This window comes from Pseudomonas sp. NBRC 111138 (assembly GCF_001320835.1).
Lineage (GTDB): Bacteria > Pseudomonadota > Gammaproteobacteria > Pseudomonadales > Pseudomonadaceae > Aquipseudomonas > Aquipseudomonas paracarnis.
Genome location: NZ_BCBO01000115.1, coordinates 1 through 21,178, shown reverse-complemented (window position 1 = coordinate 21,178; position 21,178 = coordinate 1). Strand labels below are relative to the sequence as shown.

Annotated in this window: 19 protein-coding genes; 10 read left to right on the top strand and 9 right to left on the bottom strand. The window is 58.9% G+C overall.

The genetic code is table 11. The annotated features are described in order from the left end of the window. Positions 1-8 precede the first annotated feature (8 nt). Positions 9-4,154 (bottom strand): CheR family methyltransferase, encoded by a 4,146-nt coding sequence (locus tag APH41_RS20925; RefSeq protein ID WP_054921170.1) that lies wholly within the window; start codon positions 4,152-4,154, stop codon positions 9-11. Between the two features lie 308 nt (positions 4,155-4,462). Here APH41_RS20925 and APH41_RS20920 point away from each other — a divergent pair, with 308 nt between their 5' ends. Then, positions 4,463-5,320 (top strand): SDR family oxidoreductase, encoded by an 858-nt coding sequence (locus tag APH41_RS20920; protein ID WP_014718015.1) that lies wholly within the window; start codon positions 4,463-4,465, stop codon positions 5,318-5,320. Between the two features lie 276 nt (positions 5,321-5,596). Here APH41_RS20920 and APH41_RS20915 read toward each other — a convergent pair whose 3' ends face one another. The 5 genes from APH41_RS20915 to APH41_RS20895 form a co-directional block, all read right to left on the bottom strand. Then, positions 5,597-5,836 carry a hypothetical protein gene (locus APH41_RS20915; RefSeq protein WP_054921168.1) on the bottom strand — a complete coding sequence of 80 codons (240 nt, stop codon included), beginning with the start codon at positions 5,834-5,836 and terminating at the stop codon, positions 5,597-5,599. Continuing rightward, positions 5,833-6,090 carry a DUF6555 family protein gene (locus APH41_RS20910; protein WP_003190423.1) on the bottom strand — a complete coding sequence of 86 codons (258 nt, stop codon included), beginning with the start codon at positions 6,088-6,090 and terminating at the stop codon, positions 5,833-5,835. Before APH41_RS20910 ends, APH41_RS20915 begins: the two co-directional genes overlap by 4 nt. 102 nt (positions 6,091-6,192) lie before the next feature. Further along, positions 6,193-6,474: a hypothetical protein gene (locus tag APH41_RS20905; RefSeq protein ID WP_054921166.1), complete on the bottom strand. Its 282-nt coding sequence runs from the start codon at positions 6,472-6,474 to the stop codon at positions 6,193-6,195. A 165-nt stretch (positions 6,475-6,639) separates the two neighbouring features. Then, the gene (locus APH41_RS20900; protein WP_054921283.1) at positions 6,640-7,929 is read right to left on the bottom strand and encodes an SDR family oxidoreductase; all 1,290 of its coding nucleotides are present in this window, start codon (positions 7,927-7,929) and stop codon (positions 6,640-6,642) included. An 80-nt stretch (positions 7,930-8,009) separates the two neighbouring features. After that, positions 8,010-8,774 (bottom strand): OBAP family protein, encoded by a 765-nt coding sequence (locus APH41_RS20895; protein WP_054921164.1) that lies wholly within the window; start codon positions 8,772-8,774, stop codon positions 8,010-8,012. Positions 8,775-8,966: 192 nt separating this feature from the next. On the opposite strand from APH41_RS20895, the gene APH41_RS20890 reads away from it, so the two are divergent. Further along, complete coding sequence (locus tag APH41_RS20890) at positions 8,967-10,028, top strand: M28 family peptidase (RefSeq protein ID WP_054921162.1); 1,062 nt, start codon at positions 8,967-8,969, stop codon at positions 10,026-10,028. A gap of 34 nt (positions 10,029-10,062) precedes the next feature. On the opposite strand, the gene APH41_RS20885 is transcribed toward APH41_RS20890, so the two are convergent. Further along, positions 10,063-10,461: a low affinity iron permease family protein gene (locus APH41_RS20885; RefSeq protein WP_014718020.1), complete on the bottom strand. Its 399-nt coding sequence runs from the start codon at positions 10,459-10,461 to the stop codon at positions 10,063-10,065. 122 nt (positions 10,462-10,583) lie between these two features. Between APH41_RS20885 and APH41_RS20880 the strand changes: the two genes are divergently transcribed. After that, positions 10,584-11,084, top strand: a complete 501-nt coding sequence (locus tag APH41_RS20880) for a CinA family protein (RefSeq protein WP_054895711.1) — start codon at positions 10,584-10,586, stop codon at positions 11,082-11,084. Between the two features lie 19 nt (positions 11,085-11,103). Here the strand turns inward: APH41_RS20880 and APH41_RS20875 are convergent, their stop codons facing one another. Then, positions 11,104-11,382, bottom strand: coding sequence for a hypothetical protein (locus APH41_RS20875; RefSeq protein WP_020303212.1), 279 nt, complete (start codon positions 11,380-11,382; stop codon positions 11,104-11,106). 5 nt (positions 11,383-11,387) lie between these two features. Continuing rightward, entirely contained in the window at positions 11,388-11,642 is a 255-nt protein-coding gene (locus APH41_RS20870; RefSeq protein WP_014718023.1) for a hypothetical protein, read from the bottom strand. A gap of 192 nt (positions 11,643-11,834) precedes the next feature. On the opposite strand from APH41_RS20870, the gene APH41_RS20865 reads away from it, so the two are divergent. The 7 genes from APH41_RS20865 to APH41_RS20835 form a co-directional block, all read left to right on the top strand. Then, the gene (locus tag APH41_RS20865; RefSeq protein WP_054895710.1) at positions 11,835-13,049 is read left to right on the top strand and encodes an EAL domain-containing protein; all 1,215 of its coding nucleotides are present in this window, start codon (positions 11,835-11,837) and stop codon (positions 13,047-13,049) included. Positions 13,050-13,069: 20 nt separating this feature from the next. Beyond that, a complete protein-coding gene (locus tag APH41_RS20860; protein WP_032892354.1) occupies positions 13,070-13,492 on the top strand; it encodes a hypothetical protein in 423 nt (140 codons plus the stop codon). Positions 13,493-13,629: 137 nt separating this feature from the next. Then, the gene (locus APH41_RS20855) at positions 13,630-14,964 is read left to right on the top strand and encodes an EAL domain-containing protein (RefSeq protein WP_054895709.1); all 1,335 of its coding nucleotides are present in this window, start codon (positions 13,630-13,632) and stop codon (positions 14,962-14,964) included. 324 nt (positions 14,965-15,288) lie between these two features. Continuing rightward, complete coding sequence (locus tag APH41_RS20850; RefSeq protein WP_032892352.1) at positions 15,289-15,954, top strand: response regulator transcription factor; 666 nt, start codon at positions 15,289-15,291, stop codon at positions 15,952-15,954. Positions 15,955-16,105: 151 nt separating this feature from the next. Beyond that, positions 16,106-16,771 carry a response regulator transcription factor gene (locus APH41_RS20845; protein ID WP_003190442.1) on the top strand — a complete coding sequence of 222 codons (666 nt, stop codon included), beginning with the start codon at positions 16,106-16,108 and terminating at the stop codon, positions 16,769-16,771. 29 nt (positions 16,772-16,800) lie between these two features. Further along, positions 16,801-19,161, top strand: coding sequence for an ATP-binding protein (locus tag APH41_RS20840; protein WP_054921159.1), 2,361 nt, complete (start codon positions 16,801-16,803; stop codon positions 19,159-19,161). Further along, positions 19,158-21,178: ATP-binding protein (locus APH41_RS20835; protein ID WP_054921157.1), on the top strand; the 2,021-nt coding region annotated here is incomplete at its 3' end. The genes APH41_RS20840 and APH41_RS20835, both read left to right, overlap by 4 nt.

Genomic DNA, 21,178 nt, shown 5'->3' with positions numbered 1-21,178 from the left:
CCCAAACCCTAACGGCGTGAGCGGCACAGTTTTTCGATCAAGGAGATCAACGAGTCATGGCCCACGGGTTTGCTGACATGCGCATTAAAGCCCGATTCAGTCGCCTTTTTCTGGTCATTGCCAGCGCCATAGCCCGTTAAGGCGATGGCGGGAGCCTGTCGAAGGTGGCTTACTTTGCGCAGCTTCTGCATCAGCTCATGGCCATTCATTTTAGGCATGCCGATGTCCGAAATAATCACGTCGTACTGGGCATCCCGGGCTGTTTCAAGTGCGCTTAACGGGTCGCTGAAGGCGCTCACTTGGGCGCCTTCCATTTCCAGCAGCATGTTCAGCACCTCAAGGACTTCGGCTGAATCATCGACCAGTAAAACCTTGAGGCCATTGAGGCGCTGATCTTCGTTGTGGGTAGCGCCGCTATCCAGCAGATGATCCTGCTGTTCGCACAGCGGCAACCAGATCGAAAAGGTGCAACCGAAGCCCAACCCTCGCGAATGCACGCTCACCGAACCGCCGTGGGCCTCCACCAGCTGCCGCACCAACGACAAGCCAATCCCCAGGCCTTCGCGCTGGTGAGTCTGGTGCTGGTTTTCCGCTTGCCCGAACATGTCGAAGATTTCTTCCAGGCTTTCTTGGGCCAGGCCCGCGCCGCTGTCGATGACGTCCAGTTGCGCGCGCCCGTCCGAGCGGCTGACCACCAACTGCACCTGGCCGTCTTCGGGGGTGAATTTCAGGGCGTTGTTGACCAGGTTCCAGATCACTTGCTCGATGCGCGTGGGGTCTACGTCAACGATCAACGGGCCCGGCACCGAAGGTGTCTGAAGGCTGACCTGGCGACGATGACCGTCGGCAAGCACCACGCTGTGAATGTCCTTGAGGGTACGAATCAGGTCGATCGGTTGCTTTTTCAGCTTCAGTTTGCCCGTGCGAACCCGGGCGACATCCAGCAGGTCGTCAATGATCCGCGCCTGGCTGGACACCGCTTCGCAGATGGTATTGACCGCCTTGATGGCCGGGCCCGCGACCTTGGTGGCTGGCAAGCGCCGCAACAGTTCGGCGTTCAGCTGGATCAGGTTCAACGGATGCTTGAGTTCGTGGGACATCACCGCGAAGAACTCATCCTTGAGATGGCTTTTGGTCTGGGTTTCCTTCAAGCGCTGATTCTGTTCGTCCTGGGTGCGTTTGTGGCCGGTAAGGTCGCGGGCAATCTTGACGTAGCCGCGCAAGCTGTCGCTCTTGAGCTGCGTCACCTCGCCACTGCAATAGAAACGGCTGCCATCCTTGCGCACATGCCAGCGTTCATCTTCGCCACGCCCATGTTCGCGGGCGGTGCGCAGTTCGCTCTCCGGCACGCCAGCGGAGCGGTCTTCCGGGGAGAAAATCAGGTCGTAGTAAGCGCCCAGCACCTCGTCCTTGGTGTAGCCGAAGATCAGTTCGGCACCGGTGTTCCAGTCGGTGATGGCGCCGTGGTCATCGAGGATGATGATGGCAAAGTCGTGGGTGCTCTCGGCAACCAGACGCATGCGCTCCTCGCCCAGGCGCAGTTCCTCTTCGGCCTGACGCCGCTTGGTGATATCAATGAAGGTCAGCACGGTGCCATCAATGTGGTCTTCACTGGAGCGGTAAGGCAGCAACCGCGCAATGTACCAGCGGTCGTCGTTGCTGCTGATTTCCCGCTCGATCATGCTCAGGGACTCAAACACGGTGGTAGCGTCTTCGGTCATTTGCGGGTAATTGAGGCGGTGGGTGATGTCCAGCAATGAGCGTCCGGTGTCCACCGGCAACATACTGAAAATATCCGTGGCCCGTGGCGTGAACCAGCGAATGCGCATGTTGCGGTCGACGAATACCGTGGCGATGTCGGTGGACGCGATCAGGTTGGTCAGGTAATCGTTGACCTTGTCCGTCTCTTCCACCTTGGTCTTGAGCTCGAAATTGACGGTCAGCAATTCTTCGTTGATCGACTGCAACTCTTCCTTGCTGGTTTCCAACTCCTCGGTGGCCGAGCGCAGTTCTTCGTTGACCGCCTGCATTTCTTCGTTGGAGGCCTTGAGTTCCTCGCTGGAGACTTCCGCCTGTTCGATGGTGTCCTGCAGGTGCAACTTGGTGCGTTGCAGCTCGCGCTCCAGGTTGCTCATGATCGCGTTTTCGGCCTGGCTGACGGTGTCGATGTCGGGCAGCTGTGGGTCGACGGCGGTTTCCTGGAAGATCACCAGCACGTAGTCGTTTTCGGTCGCTTCATCGCGGTAGGGGCGGGCGCTGATGTCCACCAGGAAGGGGCCTTGCTCGCGTTGGATGCGGATCTTGCGCGAAGACACCGGGCTATTCGATTGCTGGACCTGAAACAAGGTGGTGCGGATATCGAGGCGTAAATCGGGATGTACCAACGTCAGCAGGTTGTGCGTCACCTCGCCGGCCACGTAGCGCAGGAATCGACCTGCGCCTTCGCTCATGTGCAGGATATCGGCCTGCATATTCACGATGACGCTGGGCGGCGCGGCTTTTTCCAGGGCGCGCAGATGGATGTCTGCGAACGAGACCTTGCTGGGCGCCTTGGTTTCAATCGCCAGCGTCGTGGCGCTCGGGCGCAGATAGCCGCCTCGCGGCATGGTCGGGGCGCGACGCACGGCGGACGAGCCGGCACGCACTCTGAAAATGCGGTTGCGCTTGTCCACCGGTACAAACAGGTCCAGGCAGCCGTCGGCCGACTCCGAGGAGCCGAGGAACAGGTAGCCTCCGGGGCGCAACGCGAAGTGGAACATTTGCAGGATGTCGCGTTGCACTTCGCGATCCAGGTAGATCAACAGGTTGCGGCACACGATCAGGTCGATCTGCGAAAACGGTGGGTCGGCCAACAGGCTGTGTTTGGCGAACAGTACCTTTTCGCGAATTTCCTTGCGCACCCGGTAGTGCTGGTTCTTCTCCTTGGCAAAGTACTGGCGCAATCGTTGAGGCGGCACGTCGGTGATGATCGCTTCGGGGTACACGCCGTTGCGGCCATGGGTAATGGCGCGCTCGTCAATATCGGTGGCAAACACCTGCATCTTCGCGCCGCTGGCATCCAGCGCCAGTTGCTCGGCCACCAGCATCGCCAGGCTGTAGGCCTCTTCGCCGGTGGAGCATCCTGCCGACCAGATACGCACCTCCTCACGGTGCGGCACGCTGTCTTCCAGTGACTTCACCAGGTTGGGGATCACGTCTCGCTCAAGGGCTTCGAAGGCCTCGCGGTCGCGGAAGAAGTTGGTCACGCCAATCAGCATGTCGCCCAGCAACGCCTTGGTTTCGTCCGGGTTGGCCTGGAGGAAGTTGTAATAGGTGGCCAGGTCGGGTTGAGCCGTGACCTGCAAGCGCCGCTCGATACGACGCAACACCGTGGCGCGTTTGTAATGCTTGAAGTCATGCCCGGTACTGGCGCGCAACTGGATCAGAATATCCAGCAACAGCTGCTCGGCCACGGCGGCATCGCGTTCGGAGCTGGGTGGGATGGTCTTGATCTCAGGATCGTTGGCGGTGGGCAGCACAATCGACTGGGCATTGCGCCACAGTTCCAGCAGCTTTTGCGGCATTTCCACCACCGGCAGCACCAGGTCGACCATCTGGGTTTCGATGGCCGCCAGCGGCATGCCATCGTACTCGGCGTCTTCCGGCGCCTGTACCAGGGTGATACCGCCTTGCTCTTTGATCCGCGACAGCCCCACCGCACCGTCTGAGCCGGTACCAGACAGGATCAGGCAAAACGCGCGTTCTTTATGGGTGTCTGCCAGGTCGCGAAAAAACAGGTCGATGGCAATGTGCGGTCCACCTTCGCGCACGGAAGGTGAGACCGCGAGGTAGCCATCATTCATCTTCAAGAGCTGTGCTGGCGAGATGACGTACACGTGATTCTTTTCGATGGGCGTGGCGTCATTGACCTGCGACACCGGCATGCGGGTCGTTTCCTGAATGATCTTGCCCGCCACACTTTGATGGTCGGGCGAAAGATGCAGGATCACCACAAAGGCCATGCCGCAGTCTCTGGGCATGTGCTCGAAGAACGCTTTCACGGCTTGCAGCCCGCCCGCCGACGCGCCAATACCCACCACCGGGAAATTCAAGTTGCTGGGGGTCAGATCTTTGCGTTGCGGAACGTTGGGGGACCGCGGGGGGGCAGACTTCATAAATACCAACCTTGGATAACGGCGCACAGGAAGACGGGTGTAGAGGGAAGAACTTGAACAACGAGGGCGAGGGCTGAACCGACAGTGAAATATAGCTGAAAACCTGCTGCCAACAAAAAAAGCCTTGAAGCCCCCCGGTCATTCGACGGACCACTTACTGCCGGTTGAGGCACGCAACCTGCGGAAGGTTTAATCAAACTGACGAGTGGCCATCGCGGTTGCACGGTTATCCGATTTTCTGAAAATCCGTCTGAACTTCGCTTCCTGGCGAACCCTCGCAAAGAGAAACCCACCCAGGAGACGTTCTGATGAACAGCTACCCAAAACCACCCTTCAACGCCCAGCAACAGCCCGTACCCGGTGAGCAGCGCAAGATGGACCCGATGCCCGATTGCGGTGAGCAGTCATACCAAGGCTCGGGCCGGCTCGCCAATAAAATCGCCTTGGTCACCGGGGCCGACAGCGGCATCGGACGGGCCGTGGCCATTGCCTTCGCACGTGAAGGCGCGGACGTGGCGGTGTCGTATCTGGATGAACATGAAGACGCCAAGGAGACCGCACGCTGGGTCGAGGCGGCGGGTCGTCAATGCCTGTTACTGCCCGGCGACCTGGGCGATGCGGCGCAGTGCACGGCCATCGTCAACGACACCGTGGAGAAGTTCGGCCGCATCGATGTGCTGGTCAACAACGCAGCGTTCCAGATGACCTATCAATCGCTGGAAGACATCCCCGACGAGGACTGGGTGAAAACCTTCAACGTCAACATCACCGCGATGTTTCGCATCTGCAAGGCCGCGCTGCCTCATATGGCCGAGGGCAGTTCGATCATCAACACCAGCTCGGTCAACTCCGATATGCCCAACCCCAGCCTGTTGCCCTATGCAGCCACCAAAGGCGCGATTGCCAACTTCACCGCCGGCCTGGCGCAGATGCTCGGCGAGCGCGGGATTCGCGTCAACAGCGTGGCCCCCGGGCCTATCTGGACGCCGTTGATCGTCTCGACGATGACGCCGGACATGGTGAAAAACTTTGGCGGCAACACCCCATTGGGACGCCCAGGCCAGCCAGTGGAAGTGGCACCGATCTACGTGCTGCTGGCGTCGGATGAAGGCAGCTACATCTCCGGCGAACGCTACGGCGTGACGGGTGGCAAGCCGATACTTTGATCAGTGATTGAGGAGGGCAGTATGAGCGAAGCCTCGAAGCACCACGAACCGAATCCTTCTGAGCGCAAGGTGCGCCCGCCGGCGGCTAAGCGAAACGATAAGTCGCAGGCACCGGCAGGCGGGCAACAGGCACAGAGGCAAGGCGGTGTCGCTCCTGGAGGGCCTTCAACAGACCCTGAGTCAGGGGCGTGAACGCGAGGGGATATACACTCGGCCTGACATCCTGATTGGTTGTCAGGCCGCTATCGCAGGCAAGCCAGCTCCCACAGGCTGACGTTATTTGCGCTTGGAACGATGAATTCGCATCCACTCTCGATAGGCCACCGTACGCTGCGCATCCGCACGTTTCTTCGCCTCGGTAAAGCGCGCCCACGTCTGAGCATCGCCGCTGTAGGACTCAATGATCTCGTACGCCAACGCATCCAATCGATCCGCTTCGAAAAACATCTCGGCATTTCGCACGACTTCGTCGTCCCGCCTGTTTGTAGTTGTATAACCAAGAGTCTGACTGTTCATCCTCTGAGGCCCTCCGCCCATTGAATCTGTGCCGCGCCACTCCAGCGCACCTGGGTAATGCCGTATTTCTCCGCCATCGGTTTGGACACACGCTTGAACGTGTGTTGCCCAAATTTGGGGATGACCGCCACACCAGCGTCACAACTGGCCCAATGCCAAGCCTCGGCATTGTCCATGCGCGGCGCGCGCACGATGAAGGACTTGGGCTCGCCATGCAGCTGGTACTCGATAGTGAATAGGTCGTTGTGTTTCATGAGGCCTCCTTGATACTCATGAACTACAGATATTTGACGTCAAAAATAATTCAAATAAGTTGTCCGACAATTCGATGACTGGGCGCAAGGCATGGATGAAGACTAATCATCTACCGTAAAGGTGACCCATCCAGGCCCATCGGCCGGGCGTTGCAGTTCGGCGATGACACCGCTGACGGAGGATCCGTCGGGCAAATTGACGGTGATAAAGTTGGGATTGCCAGGCCAATCCATTGGCGTGTCAAAGTCCAGGCGCGCGATGGTCGGCTTGCCGCTGCTGGTCATTTGGATGTTTTTGGGCTCGTTAAGGCGTTCATCTGAGGGTGTTCCAAGATGGCGCGAGGCAGTGATGACACTGGCAGTACCTTGGTAATCGTAAGACATGCTGGGTTACCTCATGTAATGGGAACAACGAAGATCAAATGTGGGAGCGGGCTTGCTCGCGAAGACGTCGAACATTGATGTGACTGATCCACCGCTTTCGCGAGCAAGCCCGCTCCCACAGAGGAGTTGTGCTTGACTGGCTGGTATTCGGGATGTGCCCCGTTTTCATTTGTGACGAGCTGAATATTTGCGCGCAACGACAACGCCGCCCACTAGCAGCGCTGCGCCTATTGCAACCATCCCATAGGGCGTACGGTGGGTTTGCCGCCAGCCGCCTTCGACACGACGTTCGCCGCTTGCCGGGGCGTAGAGGTTGCCCGTAGAGGTCGCGGCGCGCTGGCTGCGCTCCAGGCCGAGGCGGGTAAGCCAGCCGGATAGCCGCGAAAAGCCAGGCAGCAAAAAATGCGCGACGCGGGCCACGGTGGCAGCGCTGCCTACCGTGGTGCTGTCCCTCGGTTGCAGCGCACAGGCCACCATCGCTTGCGCGACTTTATGTGGGTCGTAGACCGGTGGCGGTGGCGTCAACTCGTGGCCGGTAAAATTGCCGCCATCGCGAAAGCCCGGTGTGTCCATCACGGCGGGATAGATGTCGCACACATGAATATCCGGGTAGTCAGTCAGCTCGCCGCGCAGTGCCTCAGTCAGGCCGCGCAGGCCGTATTTACTGGCGGAGTAGGCGACGGCATAGGGCTGGGCTACCCAACTGCCCAGCGACAAGGTGTTGATCAGAGTGCCGCGGTGCTGGGCTTTGAAATAGGGCCACACCACGTGGGCGCCGCGCAGGTACCCGAGCAGGTCGGTTTGCAGCACCTGTTCGTGGGCTTCCAGGGGCGTGTCCTCGAAACTGCCGACGGCGCCTACTCCGGCGTTGTTGATCCAGATATCGATGCGGCCATTGCCGAAGGCCGCCGCTTGTTCGGCAAGGGCGCGCATCTGGTCGCCCTGGGTTACATCGGTTTTAACGGCGATGGCCTCGGCGCCACGCGCAGCGCATTCCTCGACGACCTCTTCCAAGGCTTTTTCATCTCGGGCCGCCAACACCAAGCGGGTACTTTGCTCGGCAAAGGCGTGAGCAGCCGCGCGACCAATGCCACTGGAGGCGCCGGTGATCACCACGGTCTTGCCGTGCAGTTTCCCCTTGGCCTGCATGACGCCAGGCGAATCCTCGGGCACGTGGACGGGCACCGGGTGCAGTTGAAGGCGGGTACCGTCAGTCAGTATCAGGGTCAGGTTTTCGACGGTGCCAGCGACGCGGTTGGGAAACACCGGTTCGCCTGTGGCGTCGAGCTCATCATAAATAAACGTCTGGCCCTCAAGCCATCCGACAGCCGTCATCAGTTCAGGGCCCAGGTAGTACTTTCCGTCCAGGAAAAAACCGCTGAAGTTCGGTGTGCGCTCCAGGTTTTCCACGGCGTATCGCTCGCCAGGCCTCATTCCGGTTGCGGTATCAATCATCATGACATCCTCCTTTGGCTGGTCTTGGGTAGAGAAAGGCCCGCAAATGATCGTTCAATCCAAATGACTGAATGGCGGTGTCAATGTTGATGGGCCTTCAGGGTCGGGTCGGCGATCTGGATAACCGTGCCCTGGCGCCACGCGTCCGCCCCAGGGGCGATGGGCGGCGCGGGGATATCGGCGCGCGTCTTTTTCTTGTCGGCACTGTCGATGCCCAGGCGTTTATCTCGCTCGGCGACCATGCGCGGGTCAGCCTGGCCGTCGGCGGTAAAGCCCATCATCAGCTGAGGCACGCCTAACGGGAGGCGTTTATCCAGATCGGTATGCCAGGTGTGCCAGGTCTTGCCGTAGGTGTGCACCAGCTTCTCCATCAGCGCATGTTCCGCCACCTCAGGAATTCCCGGCGCGACCAGTTGCCCTGACTTCACTTCATGCACATGGCTGTGCCACAGCGCCTTTTCAGGCGCGGGCAACGTGTTGAACTGCGCCTCGCTGATGATGTACTCCACGCCCATCAACTTCGCATCCTTGCGGTTGCCGTCGTAGATCACGCACTGGATGACCTCTTCATTGAGGATTGCGCAGTAGTGATGGGCTTCCATTTGTACATCGGGATGGCCGTTGTAGAAGTGAAAGCCGTCCAGGTAGGCGTTCAGTGCGTCAATCGGCGGGCGTGATTGAAGCAGGGCGGCGCCGGCTTCCAGTGTTCGGGTCGAGGGTGTTGTGGGTTTTCCGGGGGCCTCGACATTCGAGGGTGAGTTGTTGCCAGCGCAGGCGCTGAGCAGGGCCAGCGTCACTGCTGCGGCCAGGGATTGGGTCACTTGATGGATGGGGTTGTCAGTCATGGTCGGCTGCCTCCTGTTGCCGGTGTGTTCATGCGCGATGATCAAAGCCAGGTTTGATCCTGTTCTCGTTGGAAAGACGCGCGTACGGGGCGTTCAAAATGCTTTGAGTTGAACACTCACTCATTCATCAGGTCGTTTTTTATAGAGGCGCTGACAGCGCAATTGCTTACCTGCCAGTGAGGTGTTCATCCCATGCACAAGACTGAAAATCCAGCGTCGACGCTGCTTACCCAATTGCTCCGGGCACGCGGGCCGGGCGGTCAGGAAGACGAGGTGCGCGCCATTTGCCTGGAAAGCCTGACGCCGTTGTGCGATGAGGCCTGGGTCGATCAGGCGGGTAATGTGGTGGGTTTGATCAAGGGCAAGCACAGCGATGCCGAGCCTGCCGGTGCGGTTAAAGTCATGGCACATATGGATGAAATCGCCATGGTGGTTAAACGCGTCGAGGCGGATGGCACGTTGCGGGTGACGGCGCTGGGTGGGGCCAACCCGGTCAACTTTGGCGTGTGCCCGGTGGATATCCTGGGGGACGCACGCATCCTTCCTGGCGTGCTGTCCTTTGGCTCGATGCACGCCACCAGTAATACGGCACAAGGGGCTGATGTGCTCTCGGGCGATGTGCACTGGAACGACGTTCATGTGATCACGCGATGCACTGCCCAGGCATTAGGCGAGCACGGCATTCGGCCAGGAAGCCGTGTGGTGCTGAGCCGGCATTGGCGTGAGCCCTTCCAAGTGGGCGATGCCATTGCCGCGCATTTTCTGGATGACCGCGCCCCGATTGCTGCCGTTCTGCATACAGCCCAGCTGCTGGCTTCGCGCCGGGAGGCGTTGGCCAGGGATGTCTATCTGGTATTCACCACCCTCGAAGAGGAGTGCAATGCCGGGGCAATGTATGCCGCGTCGACGCTACCCGGCGACACCACCATCGCGGTGGAGGTGGGGCCGGTCATGCAGGAATACGGCACGCGCCTGGCCGTCGACCCGATCATCAATACGGGGGACCAGAAAGGCTATTACACCCGGGGGGTGGTCAACGACCTGGCGGCTGCCGCAGAGCGCTGCGGCTACAGCCCCCAATATGCGCTGTTGGTGGATTTCGCTTCGGATGCCAGTGCGGTCATGAGTAACGGGACCTGCGCCCGCGCCGGCTGCCTGGCCATTCCAACGGAAAATACCCATGGTTATGAATTGATTGTGGATGGGGCGGTGCAGGCCTGTGCCGCGACATTGGCCGAGTACCTTGCAACCTGATAGACGGTGCAAGGTACGCTGACCGGCGTGGGGCTCAGATTGGGCCGCTTGGAGAATCTGTCTCCTGCCTGATTTCATCGGCCGCATTGGGTTGCCCCAGCTTGCTGTATTGCTCGCGCAATTTTTGCAACTCACGCGACCCAAGCTTATCCAGGCTTAACGCCGCATTGTGAGCTTCTTTAGTGGCACGAATCAGCTCGTCCAGTTTCAGATGAAGAATATCGTTGTCACGGTTCTGGGTATTCTGGATCAGGAACACCATCAGGAAGGTGATGATGGTGGTGGAGGTATTGATGATTAACTGCCAGGTGTCGTTGTAATGAAAGTAAGGCCCGGTGAGCGCCCAAACAGCAATCAAGCTGACGGCTGTCAGAAAGGTTTTTGAGCTGCCCGCCTGGTTGGAGAGTTTTTGGCAGAATTTCGCGAACTTCATGGTGCTGTCTCCTGGGGGATGTTCCTCTGTAGACCCCAGCAGAATTTCGAAATTCTTTTTTACAAATCGTTTTTTTTGACAAAAATCAATGAGCAAATCCCTCTTGCGCAGGAGCACTCAGCATGTCGGTCGCTGCTTCTATCGTTGAATACCTCAAGCACCATCAGTTGGTCATCACGACGGCCGAGTCGTGTACCGCAGGCAAGATCATCACCTTGCTTTCGCAGGTCGACGGCAGTGGCTCGTGGATCGAAAGCGGGTACGTGGTGTATTCGCCAGAAGCGAAACAGCGGCTGTTGAACGTGCGTCGCTATACCATCGATACCTTCAATCTCACCAGCTGTGAGGTCGCCCAGGAAATGGCCCAAGGCGCGCTGCGCGACAGCCCCGCTGATGTGGCGGTCGCCACCACTGGCCTGCTGGGGCCGGATGGAATTGATGGCATTCCCCCAGGCACTGTCTGTTTTGCCTGGGCCTATCGAAACGGCGGGGCACTGAGTGTGTTCAGTCGCAAGGAACGCTTTATGGGTTCTCGTGAGCAGGTGCAGTTGGCCGCGTCTCTTCATGCATTGAAATGGCTGCCGCATTTTCACCAACGGGCGATGGTCGGTGAACGCGCCTAATGCTGCCAAGTGTGCGCGTTTACGGCTGCGGTTCGATGTCCATCAGCAAGTCGCCGTTGGTCAAGGATTCAGCCTCCTGCACCACGCCACGATAGGCCTGACCATTCCATTCAAAGCTAATCCAGTGGGCCTTCGGCAATAGCTTTGGCCATGGCGGTGCAAGCCGCAACTGCACGCCGGGCGCAGTGCGCACAAGTTGCCCCATGCATTCGCTGGCGAGCGTGTTCACACCGAACAGCGTGTCATGCAGGTATTGAATGTTGACCGGTTGCAGCGTTGCGTCAGTAGCGTCTGGCATATCTGTTACCCCACCGATGACAGCCAGAAAGACTGTCTGGCGATGACCATTTCTTCACGTATTTCCCGCACAAGCCGGTTGATCCCCGAAACACCGTGGTAGTGGGCGCGGTTGATGTTGGCGATGGTGAATTGGTCCATACCGTGCGCCGTTACAGTGACTGAAAGGCTGCCGTCCGCGTTGAGTGCGCACTTGACCGCGCACTTGGGAAGGCGAGCGGACAGGGCCGTTTCGATTTCGGCTTTCGTTAGCGTATCCATGAGTTCACCGCATAAAGGACTCAGCGCGTTAAGGCTAGCTCAGAATCAGTTGGCGTAAATACTGGCAAGGTAATGGCTGCTGGGGCAGATGTTCTACCTTACATATTTCTGGCCCTTTCTAGGAGCGTTCCTAAATACGCCGGCTGAAGGTCTGCCGATAATTCGCACATCCCCACTTATGTGTGCTCTGCCATGTCCTTCCTACCTATTCGTGTTCTGGTCATCGAAGAACACCCGTTCAAGCGGCTTGTTGCCACCCAGGTGTTCCGGGAGGTCGGGTGTGAAGAGGTGGCCGCCGTTGCCGATGTCGTGGCGGCCGTTGAGTTGCTCGAGCGTACCGGGCCTGTCGATATCGCCTTGTGCAACTTGAAGGACGAGGGCGCACACGGCTTGAGGGCCATCGAAGTGCTCGGCCGTGGCCACTTGGCTAAAGCGCTCATTATGTTCAGCGCCCATGGCACGGACCTGCACGATGCAATTGATCGCATGGCAGGCCTGTTGGGCATCAGTGTATTGGGTTATGTGGACTTCCCGGTGCCAGCAAGCGCCATTGCGCCTATGCTCAGCCGCTACTTGGAGAGGATTGGCGCGCCGACAAAGCAGGCGCGCCGAAGCAGCCGGTCTGGGTTCTTGAGCAAGGCCTGCGTGGCTGGGGGTTTTTCAAGGCATGAGTTCAAGGCGTTCTTCCAGCCCAAGTTCAATTTGAGCACGGGGCACGTGCGCGGTTTTGAAGTGCTGGCGCGTTGGCAACATCCACAGTACGGCCTGTTGTATCCGGCAGATTTTTTGCCGCTGCTCGCTCAAGTTGGCGCATTGGATGAACTGTTCTTCGCGCTGTTGCAACAAGGCCTTGAGTTCTTGCAGCAGTCGGCAGAGCAGCAGCAGGTCTTATCGCTGGCATTCAACCTGGAGTCCGACCAGCTCGGTCGTGGCTCATTATTGCCGCGTCTTTGCGATTCACTCCAATCCCACGCCATTGCTGCGTGTCGTCTGACGTTTGAAATCACTGAATGCGGCCTGCTGGAAGTTTCTCCCGCCGTGCTCGACACCCTGATACGACTGCGCATGATGGGTGCCGGCCTGTCGATTGATGACTTCGGCACCGGCTATTCCTCGCTGGAGCGCCTGTGCCAGTTGCCGTTTACCGAAATCAAACTGGACGCCGCATTTACCCGCGATCTTCAAAGCAGTGCGCGCAACCGTGCCGTGGTCAGTAGCACATTGGCACTGGGCGAGGCACTGGGCATGCGAGTGGTGGTGGAGGGCGTCGAGAACGAAAACCAGCGCCAGGGATTACTGAAGCTGGGATGCAACGAGGCCCAGGGCTATCTCTGTGCTCGTCCCATGAACGCTGCGCGCGCGTTGGCCTGGCTGGCGACCCAGTTGAACTCGCGCAGCAATATTTGATGTCAATCAGGAGGGCTTTTATGTCCAATCCACGTTTGCGGATCGCGTTGGTAGATAGCGATGCCACCCGGCGAATGAGTATTGAAAAAGACCTTGGCCATTTGGGATACCACCGCGTTGTGCCTGTCGATTCCCTCAAGGTGTTGATTACGTTATTGGATAACGCAAGGGATGTATTTGATCTGTTGGTGATCAATGAAGAAACCGTGCACGCGGCGGGCGCACAGTTTAAGCAAATGCTTGAGGAGTACGCGTGTGTCAGACACTCATTGATTTATCAGGGCGTGACCCTGCAAGCGTTTCCCGATAATCCAGTCACGGCGCAACGCTGCGGCTTTATTGCCTCCGGTGTTCCGGACCGATCGATTCTGGCGCGCGTCATGGATCGGGTGGATGTGCAAATAAAACAGCGCTCGGGCAGACCGTTGCTGGAATCCAATTAATCCTGATGTGAGCTATTGCACGCTTTTCGCGGGACCCGCCACCGCCTCAGTTTTATGCTTTTAGTCCCATTCCTATTTGCTTCTTTTTAGGCACTGATAAGCTTTTTCGCTGAAACAATCTCGGGAAATTCTTTGTCATGATCTTAAATGCCGCCGTGCCTAACGAGTTCAGCGCCCTGCGCGTGATCACGTTGGCAACCGACCCTGCGTGTGTCTTGCGCCTCGCCTCTGCGTTGGGTGGCATGGGGGTCACGCCGCTGGCCACGGTCGCCTCGCTGGAGGCGCTGCAGGCGTGGTTAAGCGCGCACCGCGTGGACATCATCGTGTGCGAAATCCGCTCCGAGTGTGGCGATGGCTTGATGTTGCCAAGTGTGCTCAAAGCACTGCATGACGCGGGTACGTTAATGCAGTTTCCGAGTATTTTCTGGACCGGCGAAACCACCCTGAATGTGCAGGAAAATTTGATCGAAGCAACAGTTACACCGGCGTGCGAAGCGCCCGCTAAGCAGTTGTGGGTCAAGCACATGGGCGGCGTAGCCATCAGCGCACTGGAATCCCATTCGCGCCTGGCGCAGTCGGCGGGAATCAGCGTGCAGATCTTGCGTGACGGTGGCCCGCTGGAGCTGGGCGATGCCTTGCGCACGGTGCTGCTGACCCTCGCTCAACCGGACCCCAAGCTGCAGGCCATGACGTTTGAGTCGCTGGCTGAGGATGAAGTCATCAACGCCCTGACCACCGGCGAGGGATTGCGCTTTGTCTTTCAGCCACAGTTCGAGTTGCTGAGCCGGCGCATCGTCGGCGCTGAGGCGTTGGTGCGCTGGAAGCACCCGCGCTTTGGTGAAATTCCGCCTGCGGTGTTGATGCCGCTGGTCAACCGTCTCGGCCTGGACCTGTTGCTGTTCAGCCTGGTGGAGATGTGGACTCTGCGCGTGATGCTAGCGTTAAAGCGCGAAAACATTACGATCCCTATCGCGGTGAATGCGTCGGCCAAGACCCTGTGCACCCCCAATTTTGCCGAGCGCCTGGCCTTGCGCATGCGCCAGGCAGATCTGCCGAGCCGCTTGCTGAAAGTCGAACTGACCGAAGATGTGCAGGAGCCGGATGAGCTGCATCTTTCGGCGTCATTGACGACTATTCGCGCCAAGGGTTTTCAGGTTTCGCTGGATGACTTCGGCAGCGGCGCAGCCACTTTCAAGCTGTTGGCGAACCTGTCGTTTGATGAAATGAAAATCGACGGCTCGTTTGTGCGCGGTGTCGAGCAGCACGCCTCGTCACGCAAGGTGATCGCAGGCATTGTGAACTGGGCAGGTCTGCTTAACCTGAGCCTGGTGGCGGAGGGGATCGAGGACGAGTCCACGATCCCCCTGCTGCACCGCCTGGGTTGCCGGGTAGGGCAGGGCTATGCGCTGGCGCGCCCGATGGAAATAGACGCCTTCTTGAACTTTGTGATTGAGCGGGAAAAGAACGGCTGAGGCTGTAAAGTTTGGCGGGCAGGTAAGTATTGGAACTTGATGTGTGTAGGTCAGCTCTTGGTTTTTAGGAGTTTTCTTATATTAAGTTTTTCGCAGATCTATTAAGTTTTATACCGTTGTTATTGTGAAGAATTGGCGCATTTTTTAACTGCGATGGTGAGCCTGTGCGCGTTAAGTTATAGGGAGTGAGCGTGTGGCGTGTGATGTTCAGTTGCACGGATGTAATTGATGAAATGGATGAGTCTGAGAGGACCTTAACTTATTCAGAGTGAGGCAGCGCTGTTGTCCATTTTTTTGCACGCTATACAGAGTGTTCCGTCATTTATGAAACGCCTACAAATTGCTTTGCTGGATGATCATGCAATCGTGCGGCATGGTTTGGTCAATCGGTTGGTACAGGAACCTGATTTTGAAGTGGTGGGGGTCTACGCTCGCAGTCGTGAGTTGATGGCCGGCCTGCTGACACACCCGGCCGAGGTGTTGTTGCTCGATTTTGTGCTCGGCCCTCATGAGCTGGATGGCATCCTGCTGATCCGTGCTCTGCGGGTAAAGTACCCGGGCTGCCGAATCCTGGTGTTTTCCACTCACCATGACGCGGCCACGGTGATTCTTGCCCTGCGCGTCGGTGCCCGTGGGTTTATCGGCAAGGGTGAAGACATGAGCCAATTGATCAGCGCAGTGCGGCTGGTGGCCTCGGGCGCTGTCTACCTGAGTGCTGACATGGCCTATCGGGTGGCCGAAGCCACGGCGGTCAACTATGACGGTGAGGAGCAATCACGCGATGACGCGATGCGTTTTGTCAGCTTGTCTGCGCGGGAGCAAGAGGTGATCCGCTGTTACCTGTCGGGCATGACCATCACCGAAATTGCTGAAAAATTCAGCCGCAGTATCAAGACCATCAGTTCGCAAAAGGCCTCGGCTTTTCGCAAGTTGGGCGTGATGTCCAACAACGAGCTGTTTCGGATCAAGCACATCATCGAGAGTGTTTAACGCTAAACGCAGGCCACGCCGACGCGCGCAAAAACAGCGGTAGGCGGGCGTGCCCTTTGGCGGTTGTTGCATATACTCCTTGAAGTGCCGTAATAGCTGTCCCTGTTGTTTGACCGCGCCACCTAAGCGGGGCCAAGTGGGTTCGAATACGATGAAACCTGTACGCATTGCTCTATTGGACGACCACGCTGTTGTTCGGCATGGGCTCGCCAACACCTTGGCGGCCGAGGCCAACTTTGACGTGGTTGGCATTTATGAAAAAAGCCGCGACTTGCTCGCCGGCCTGGTCAGCGCTCCGGCTGACCTGCTGCTGCTGGATTTCTCCCTGAGCCCCGACGAGATGGATGGCGTATCGCTGATCCGCGCCTTGCGGGTCAAGTTTCCCAGTTGCCAGATCCTGGTGTTGTCCGCCCATCATGACCCGGCTACCGTGGCCCTGGCCATGCGGGTCGGTGCCCGTGGCTTTGTTGGCAAGGGCGAGGACATGACGCAAGTGGTCAAGGCCATTCGCAAGGTGGTCTCCGGCGCGGTGTACCTGAGCACCGACATGACGTATCGCCTGGCGGAAACCGTCACCAGCGAGACGCGCAAAGACCCCAGCGAAGCCTCGGATGCCCTGGTCCAGGCCGAGCTGACCAGCCGTGAGCAGGAGGTGATCCGCTGCTATCTGGCGGGCATGACCGTGAGTGAAATCGCAGAAAAATTCAATCGCAGCATCAAGACCATCAGCACCCAGAAAACCTCAGCGTTTCGCAAATTGGGGGTCACCTCGAACAATGAACTGTTCAAGCTCAATAAAATCATCGGCTCACCATGAGGCGATGGCGACCGGGTGCCCTCTTATTCATGTTGCTGATGCTGGATGCCGCGCTTGCCTGTGCGGCGCCGGTTGAGCTGACGGAGCAGGAGCGGCTGTGGATAGCGCAGCATCCGGTCCTTCGAGTGGGGGTGATGGAAAACCTGGTCCCCTTCGAGTACATGAGTAATGGCGTGCTGCAAGGGCGGCCGGTGCAGTACCTGCAATATGTGCGCGATGCCACGGGGCTTGAATTCACCTATGTGCCGGTCAAGACCCGGGCTGCACGTGAGCGCATGCTGTTGGATGGCCAGGTAGACCTGCTGTCTTCGCACTTTCGCTTTCGTGACGAGCCGCCTATCGAGGATCTTACCGCGCTGGTCTACGACACTACCGTGCCGATCATCGTGACCCGTGTCGACGACGCCGATATTTTTGACCTTGACCAGCTACAAGATAAAACGGTCGTGATCCCCGATGTGGAGTATTACGAGCAGTTGCTCAGAAAAAGGGCACCCCGAGCCACTCTGATCAAAAGCCCCCAGGCCTTGGCCATGCTGAACACCCTCCGGGACGGTGGTGCCGATGCAGTCGTGGCCTCCGAAGCCTTCTTGATGCCCTATTTGTATCGACAGTTTCAGGGCGTGCTGGAAATTTCTGGCGTGGTGGGCAGCAGCATGTTGGATGTGAACATGGCGGTGCGCACCGATAACGCCATGCTGGCCTCGATCATTGGCAAAGCCCTAGGCTCGATCAGCCCCTCACAACAGAATGCGATGTACGAGCATTGGTACCGGGACCTGGAGGTAGATGCGCCGACCCTGTGGGACATCGCCAGCCATTACTTGCATCTTTTGATCCTGGGCATGTTGGCGTTGATTGGCTTGTGTGTGCTGGTCTATCGCGGTTACCGCCAGCAGCGGCAGGCCGAGCGGAACGAGCAGGAAAAAACCATGTTCCTGGCGGTGATGGGTCACGAAATACGCTCGCCAATGAACGCCGTGCTGGCGGCCATGGAGCTGCTGTGGCACACCCGACTCAATGACCAGCAGCGCCACTTCGCGCACTTGGCCAACAGCGGCGCCAATATGCTGGTGCGCTTGCTCGATGATGTGCTGCACCGGCCGGATTCAGGGGCCAAGGCGTTACGTCTGACACTTGAGGCGACGGATGTCATCGCGCTGGTGCATGGCGTAGTGGGCTTGCATCGCCTGCGTGCGGGGGAAAAACACTTGAGTCTGAATGTGAGCGTGCAGACACCCCTGCCGTCGTTTTGGCTTGACCGTTCGCGGCTGACGCAGGTGTTTCATAACCTGTTGTCTAACGCCATCAAGTTCACCGATACCGGCGCTGTTGACATCACCCTGCGCCTGGAAGACTTGCTGGACGGTAAGCATCAGTTGCAGGTTGAAGTCCGCGACACCGGCATCGGTATGGGCGAAGCGGTGCAGGCCTCTTTGTTCCGGCCTTATGCCCAGGCGAGTCAGTCCTACAAGCGTGCGGGAGGCAGCGGCCTGGGGCTGATGATATGTCGGCAATTGGTCGATTTGATGCAAGGCTCGCTGACCCTGCGCAGCGAGCCGGGAGTGGGGACGTGTATCAACCTGTACTTGCCCGCAACCCTTGCCCCTGAGGCCGCTGAACCGACGCGAGCCCCAGCCCCAATGCCTTTGCATGTCACCGATGGTTTGCAGCTGCTGGTGGTGGAAGACACCCTGGCCAACCAGGAAGTGCTGCGGGCGCAAATCAGCGGGTTTGGTTGTGTGCCAGTGATTGCCGCCGATGCGGCCCAGGCCCGCGTGCGGTTCGCTGAGCGCGCTTACGCGTTGGTATTGATGGACTGCGACCTGCCGGATCAGGACGGCTACAGCCTGGTCTGCGAACTGCGGGCGCTCGAACAGCAATGGGGGCGAGCGCGCTGCCCGATCATTGCCATTTCCGCCTTGACCGGCGAGCAGCACCTTCAACGCTGCCTGGCGGCGGGCATGGATGGGGCGTTGAGCAAGCCCATACGTCTGGGGCAGTTGAGTGACGTGATCGAGCAGTGGTGCGGCGTCACGTTGGCGGCACCGCGTGCCAGCTTGATGGCCCCGACACTTGATCAGGCCGCTATCAACCGTGAGATGGCGGCCGACCTGGGGAGCCTGCTCAGGGCGATGGCGCTCTGTGATCGCCCTTCGGCCATCCATGTTGCCCATCGGTTACACGGCGCGGCACTGATCATCGAATGGCCGGCCCTGGCCCAGGCGGCCGCGCACATGGAGAACCTGTTGCGGGCAGAGGAGGGCTGGGGCAACCCGGTTTACGTGCACACGCTTCAGGCGTTGGTTCAGCACTGGCGTGCCGTGAGCGAGGAGACCCCGCTGGACATGCTGGCCATGGTCGCGCCGCCGCCGATGACGCAACAATGAAGGTTGTACGGTTGCGCCTGCTGCTGGGGTGGTTGCTGCTGGCAAGCGCGGGCCTGGCCGATGCGCAGGCCGACCCGCCGTCGATGACCTTGACCCAGCAAGAGCGTGACTGGATCGCCGCCAACCCCGTGCTGCGTGTCGGTGTGTTCGACAACCTGCTGCCCTTCGAGTACATCAGCGACGGCCAGTTGCGTGGGCTATCGGCCAAGTACCTGGGTTTGATTGCGGCGCGTACGGGCCTGCATTTTCAGTCGGTGGTCACCGGCAATCGTAGCGCCCGCAAGGACATGCTGATCAGCGGCGAGGTGGATATCTTGCCAACCCGGCGCCGCGACGACGATCCGGTCAAGGACCTGGGCATGCGCTATACGACGCCCTACAACACCAGTTCCACCATCCTCGTCAGCCGCTTTGGCCAACAGCCATTCGTGGACCTGGAACAACTTGCCGGCAAACGCCTGGTGATGTTGGGGCGCGAGGGGTATCAGGCGTTTTTGCAGCAGAAAGTCCCCGGCATAACGGTGATCTCCGGCCAGAACGCTGTCGACATCATGGCGATGGTCAAGGACGGTCGGGCGGATGCCGCCATCGCCTCTGAATGGTTACTGATCCCCTATCTTTCCCGGCAGTATCAGGGGGTGTTGCAAGTATCCGGGGTGGTGCCGCAATTGCACACCGGCGTGAGCATGGCGGTGCGTGACAGCGACGCGATCCTGTTGTCGATCCTGGAAAAAGTGCTGGGGTCCATCAGCAACGATGAGCGCAAAGCGATCTATGACGCCTGGTTCGATGACATGAACCTGGACATTCCGACGATCAAGGACATCGCCGAGCATTTCCAGGGTGAGTTGTGGCTGTTGCTGTCGGTGGTGCTGCTGTTGATCGCGTTCGCCTGGCAAAGCCGTCGTCAGCGCCGCCAGGCCGTGCAGAGCGAGCGGGAAAAGGCGATGTTTTTGGCGGTGGTCAGCCATGAAGTGCGTTCGCCGATGAACGCGGTGCTGGCGGCTATCGAGTTGTTGGAGCACACACCGCTGGACGAACAGCAGCGCCACTTCACTCAATTGGCCAACAGCGGCGCCAATACCTTGCTGCGGCTGGTGGATGACGTGCTGGACATTTCCAGGATGGAGGCCGGGGAACTGACCCTGACCCTGGAGCCTGTGGACCTCTGGGCCTTAGTCCAGCAGGTGGTGGAGGAGTATCGCGCCGGCGCCGAAGAAAAAGGCCTGTTGCTGACATTGAGTGGTGAACGCCCCAGCGGCCCCTTGATGCTGGAGGGCATGCGCTTGAGTCAGGTGCTGCGCAACCTGATCTCCAATGCGGTCAAGTTCACTGAGGTAGGCGGGGTGGAGGTGCAGCTCAAGGTGGTTGAATGGCCAGAGGTTCCTGTGCCGCACGTGCTGATCCGCATCATCGACAGCGGCATTGGCTTGTCACAGCAGGCGCAGGCCAGCCTGTTTCGGCCCTATGCACGGGCCAAGCACTCTTACAAACGTACCGGTGGTAGCGGGCTTGGCCTGGTGATTTGCCGTCGCCTCGTGAGGCTGATGTCGGGTGAGCTGACCCTCAACAGCACCCAAGGCGTGGGTACTGAGGTTGAAGTCAAACTGTCTGTCGAGTGGGCCAAGACCCTGGATATACCCCAGGCTGAAGCGGCGCAGGCCCAAGTGGAGGGTAACGGTGTACACGTGTTGGTGGTGCAGGCGCCTGTGACCGGCCAACAGACACTGCCTGCACACCTGCAAGCGCTGGGTTGTAGGGTGTTGCTGGCGGTTGATGGCGCCCAAGGGTTGACGCTATTCAATGTGCGACGGGTCGATATGGTATTGATCGATTGCGACTTGCCAAACAGTGAAATCGAGCCGCTGGCGGGCGCCTTTCGTGAGTTGGAGCAGGTGTTGCAGCGTGCCCATTGTCCGCTTGTAGCTGTCGCGGGCTTCAGCGATAACGAGCACCTTGAGCGTTGTTTTGATGCGGGGCTCGACGGGGTGCTGGTCAAGCCGGTTACACCGGCCAA

What these genes read in the sequence shown, in the direction of transcription:
- APH41_RS20925 (WP_054921170.1), bottom strand. Translation starts at nt 4,154, where the DNA reads ATGAAGTCTGCCCCCCCGCGGTCCCCCAACGTTCCGCAACGCAAAGAT.
- APH41_RS20920 (WP_014718015.1), top strand. Translation starts at nt 4,463, where the DNA reads ATGAACAGCTACCCAAAACCACCCTTCAACGCCCAGCAACAGCCCGTA.
- APH41_RS20915 (WP_054921168.1), bottom strand. Translation starts at nt 5,836, where the DNA reads ATGAACAGTCAGACTCTTGGTTATACAACTACAAACAGGCGGGACGAC.
- APH41_RS20910 (WP_003190423.1), bottom strand. Translation starts at nt 6,090, where the DNA reads ATGAAACACAACGACCTATTCACTATCGAGTACCAGCTGCATGGCGAG.
- APH41_RS20905 (WP_054921166.1), bottom strand. Translation starts at nt 6,474, where the DNA reads ATGTCTTACGATTACCAAGGTACTGCCAGTGTCATCACTGCCTCGCGC.
- APH41_RS20900 (WP_054921283.1), bottom strand. Translation starts at nt 7,929, where the DNA reads ATGATTGATACCGCAACCGGAATGAGGCCTGGCGAGCGATACGCCGTG.
- APH41_RS20895 (WP_054921164.1), bottom strand. Translation starts at nt 8,774, where the DNA reads ATGACTGACAACCCCATCCATCAAGTGACCCAATCCCTGGCCGCAGCA.
- APH41_RS20890 (WP_054921162.1), top strand. Translation starts at nt 8,967, where the DNA reads ATGCACAAGACTGAAAATCCAGCGTCGACGCTGCTTACCCAATTGCTC.
- APH41_RS20885 (WP_014718020.1), bottom strand. Translation starts at nt 10,461, where the DNA reads ATGAAGTTCGCGAAATTCTGCCAAAAACTCTCCAACCAGGCGGGCAGC.
- APH41_RS20880 (WP_054895711.1), top strand. Translation starts at nt 10,584, where the DNA reads ATGTCGGTCGCTGCTTCTATCGTTGAATACCTCAAGCACCATCAGTTG.
- APH41_RS20875 (WP_020303212.1), bottom strand. Translation starts at nt 11,382, where the DNA reads ATGCCAGACGCTACTGACGCAACGCTGCAACCGGTCAACATTCAATAC.
- APH41_RS20870 (WP_014718023.1), bottom strand. Translation starts at nt 11,642, where the DNA reads ATGGATACGCTAACGAAAGCCGAAATCGAAACGGCCCTGTCCGCTCGC.
- APH41_RS20865 (WP_054895710.1), top strand. Translation starts at nt 11,835, where the DNA reads ATGTCCTTCCTACCTATTCGTGTTCTGGTCATCGAAGAACACCCGTTC.
- APH41_RS20860 (WP_032892354.1), top strand. Translation starts at nt 13,070, where the DNA reads ATGTCCAATCCACGTTTGCGGATCGCGTTGGTAGATAGCGATGCCACC.
- APH41_RS20855 (WP_054895709.1), top strand. Translation starts at nt 13,630, where the DNA reads ATGATCTTAAATGCCGCCGTGCCTAACGAGTTCAGCGCCCTGCGCGTG.
- APH41_RS20850 (WP_032892352.1), top strand. Translation starts at nt 15,289, where the DNA reads ATGAAACGCCTACAAATTGCTTTGCTGGATGATCATGCAATCGTGCGG.
- APH41_RS20845 (WP_003190442.1), top strand. Translation starts at nt 16,106, where the DNA reads ATGAAACCTGTACGCATTGCTCTATTGGACGACCACGCTGTTGTTCGG.
- APH41_RS20840 (WP_054921159.1), top strand. Translation starts at nt 16,801, where the DNA reads ATGTTGCTGATGCTGGATGCCGCGCTTGCCTGTGCGGCGCCGGTTGAG.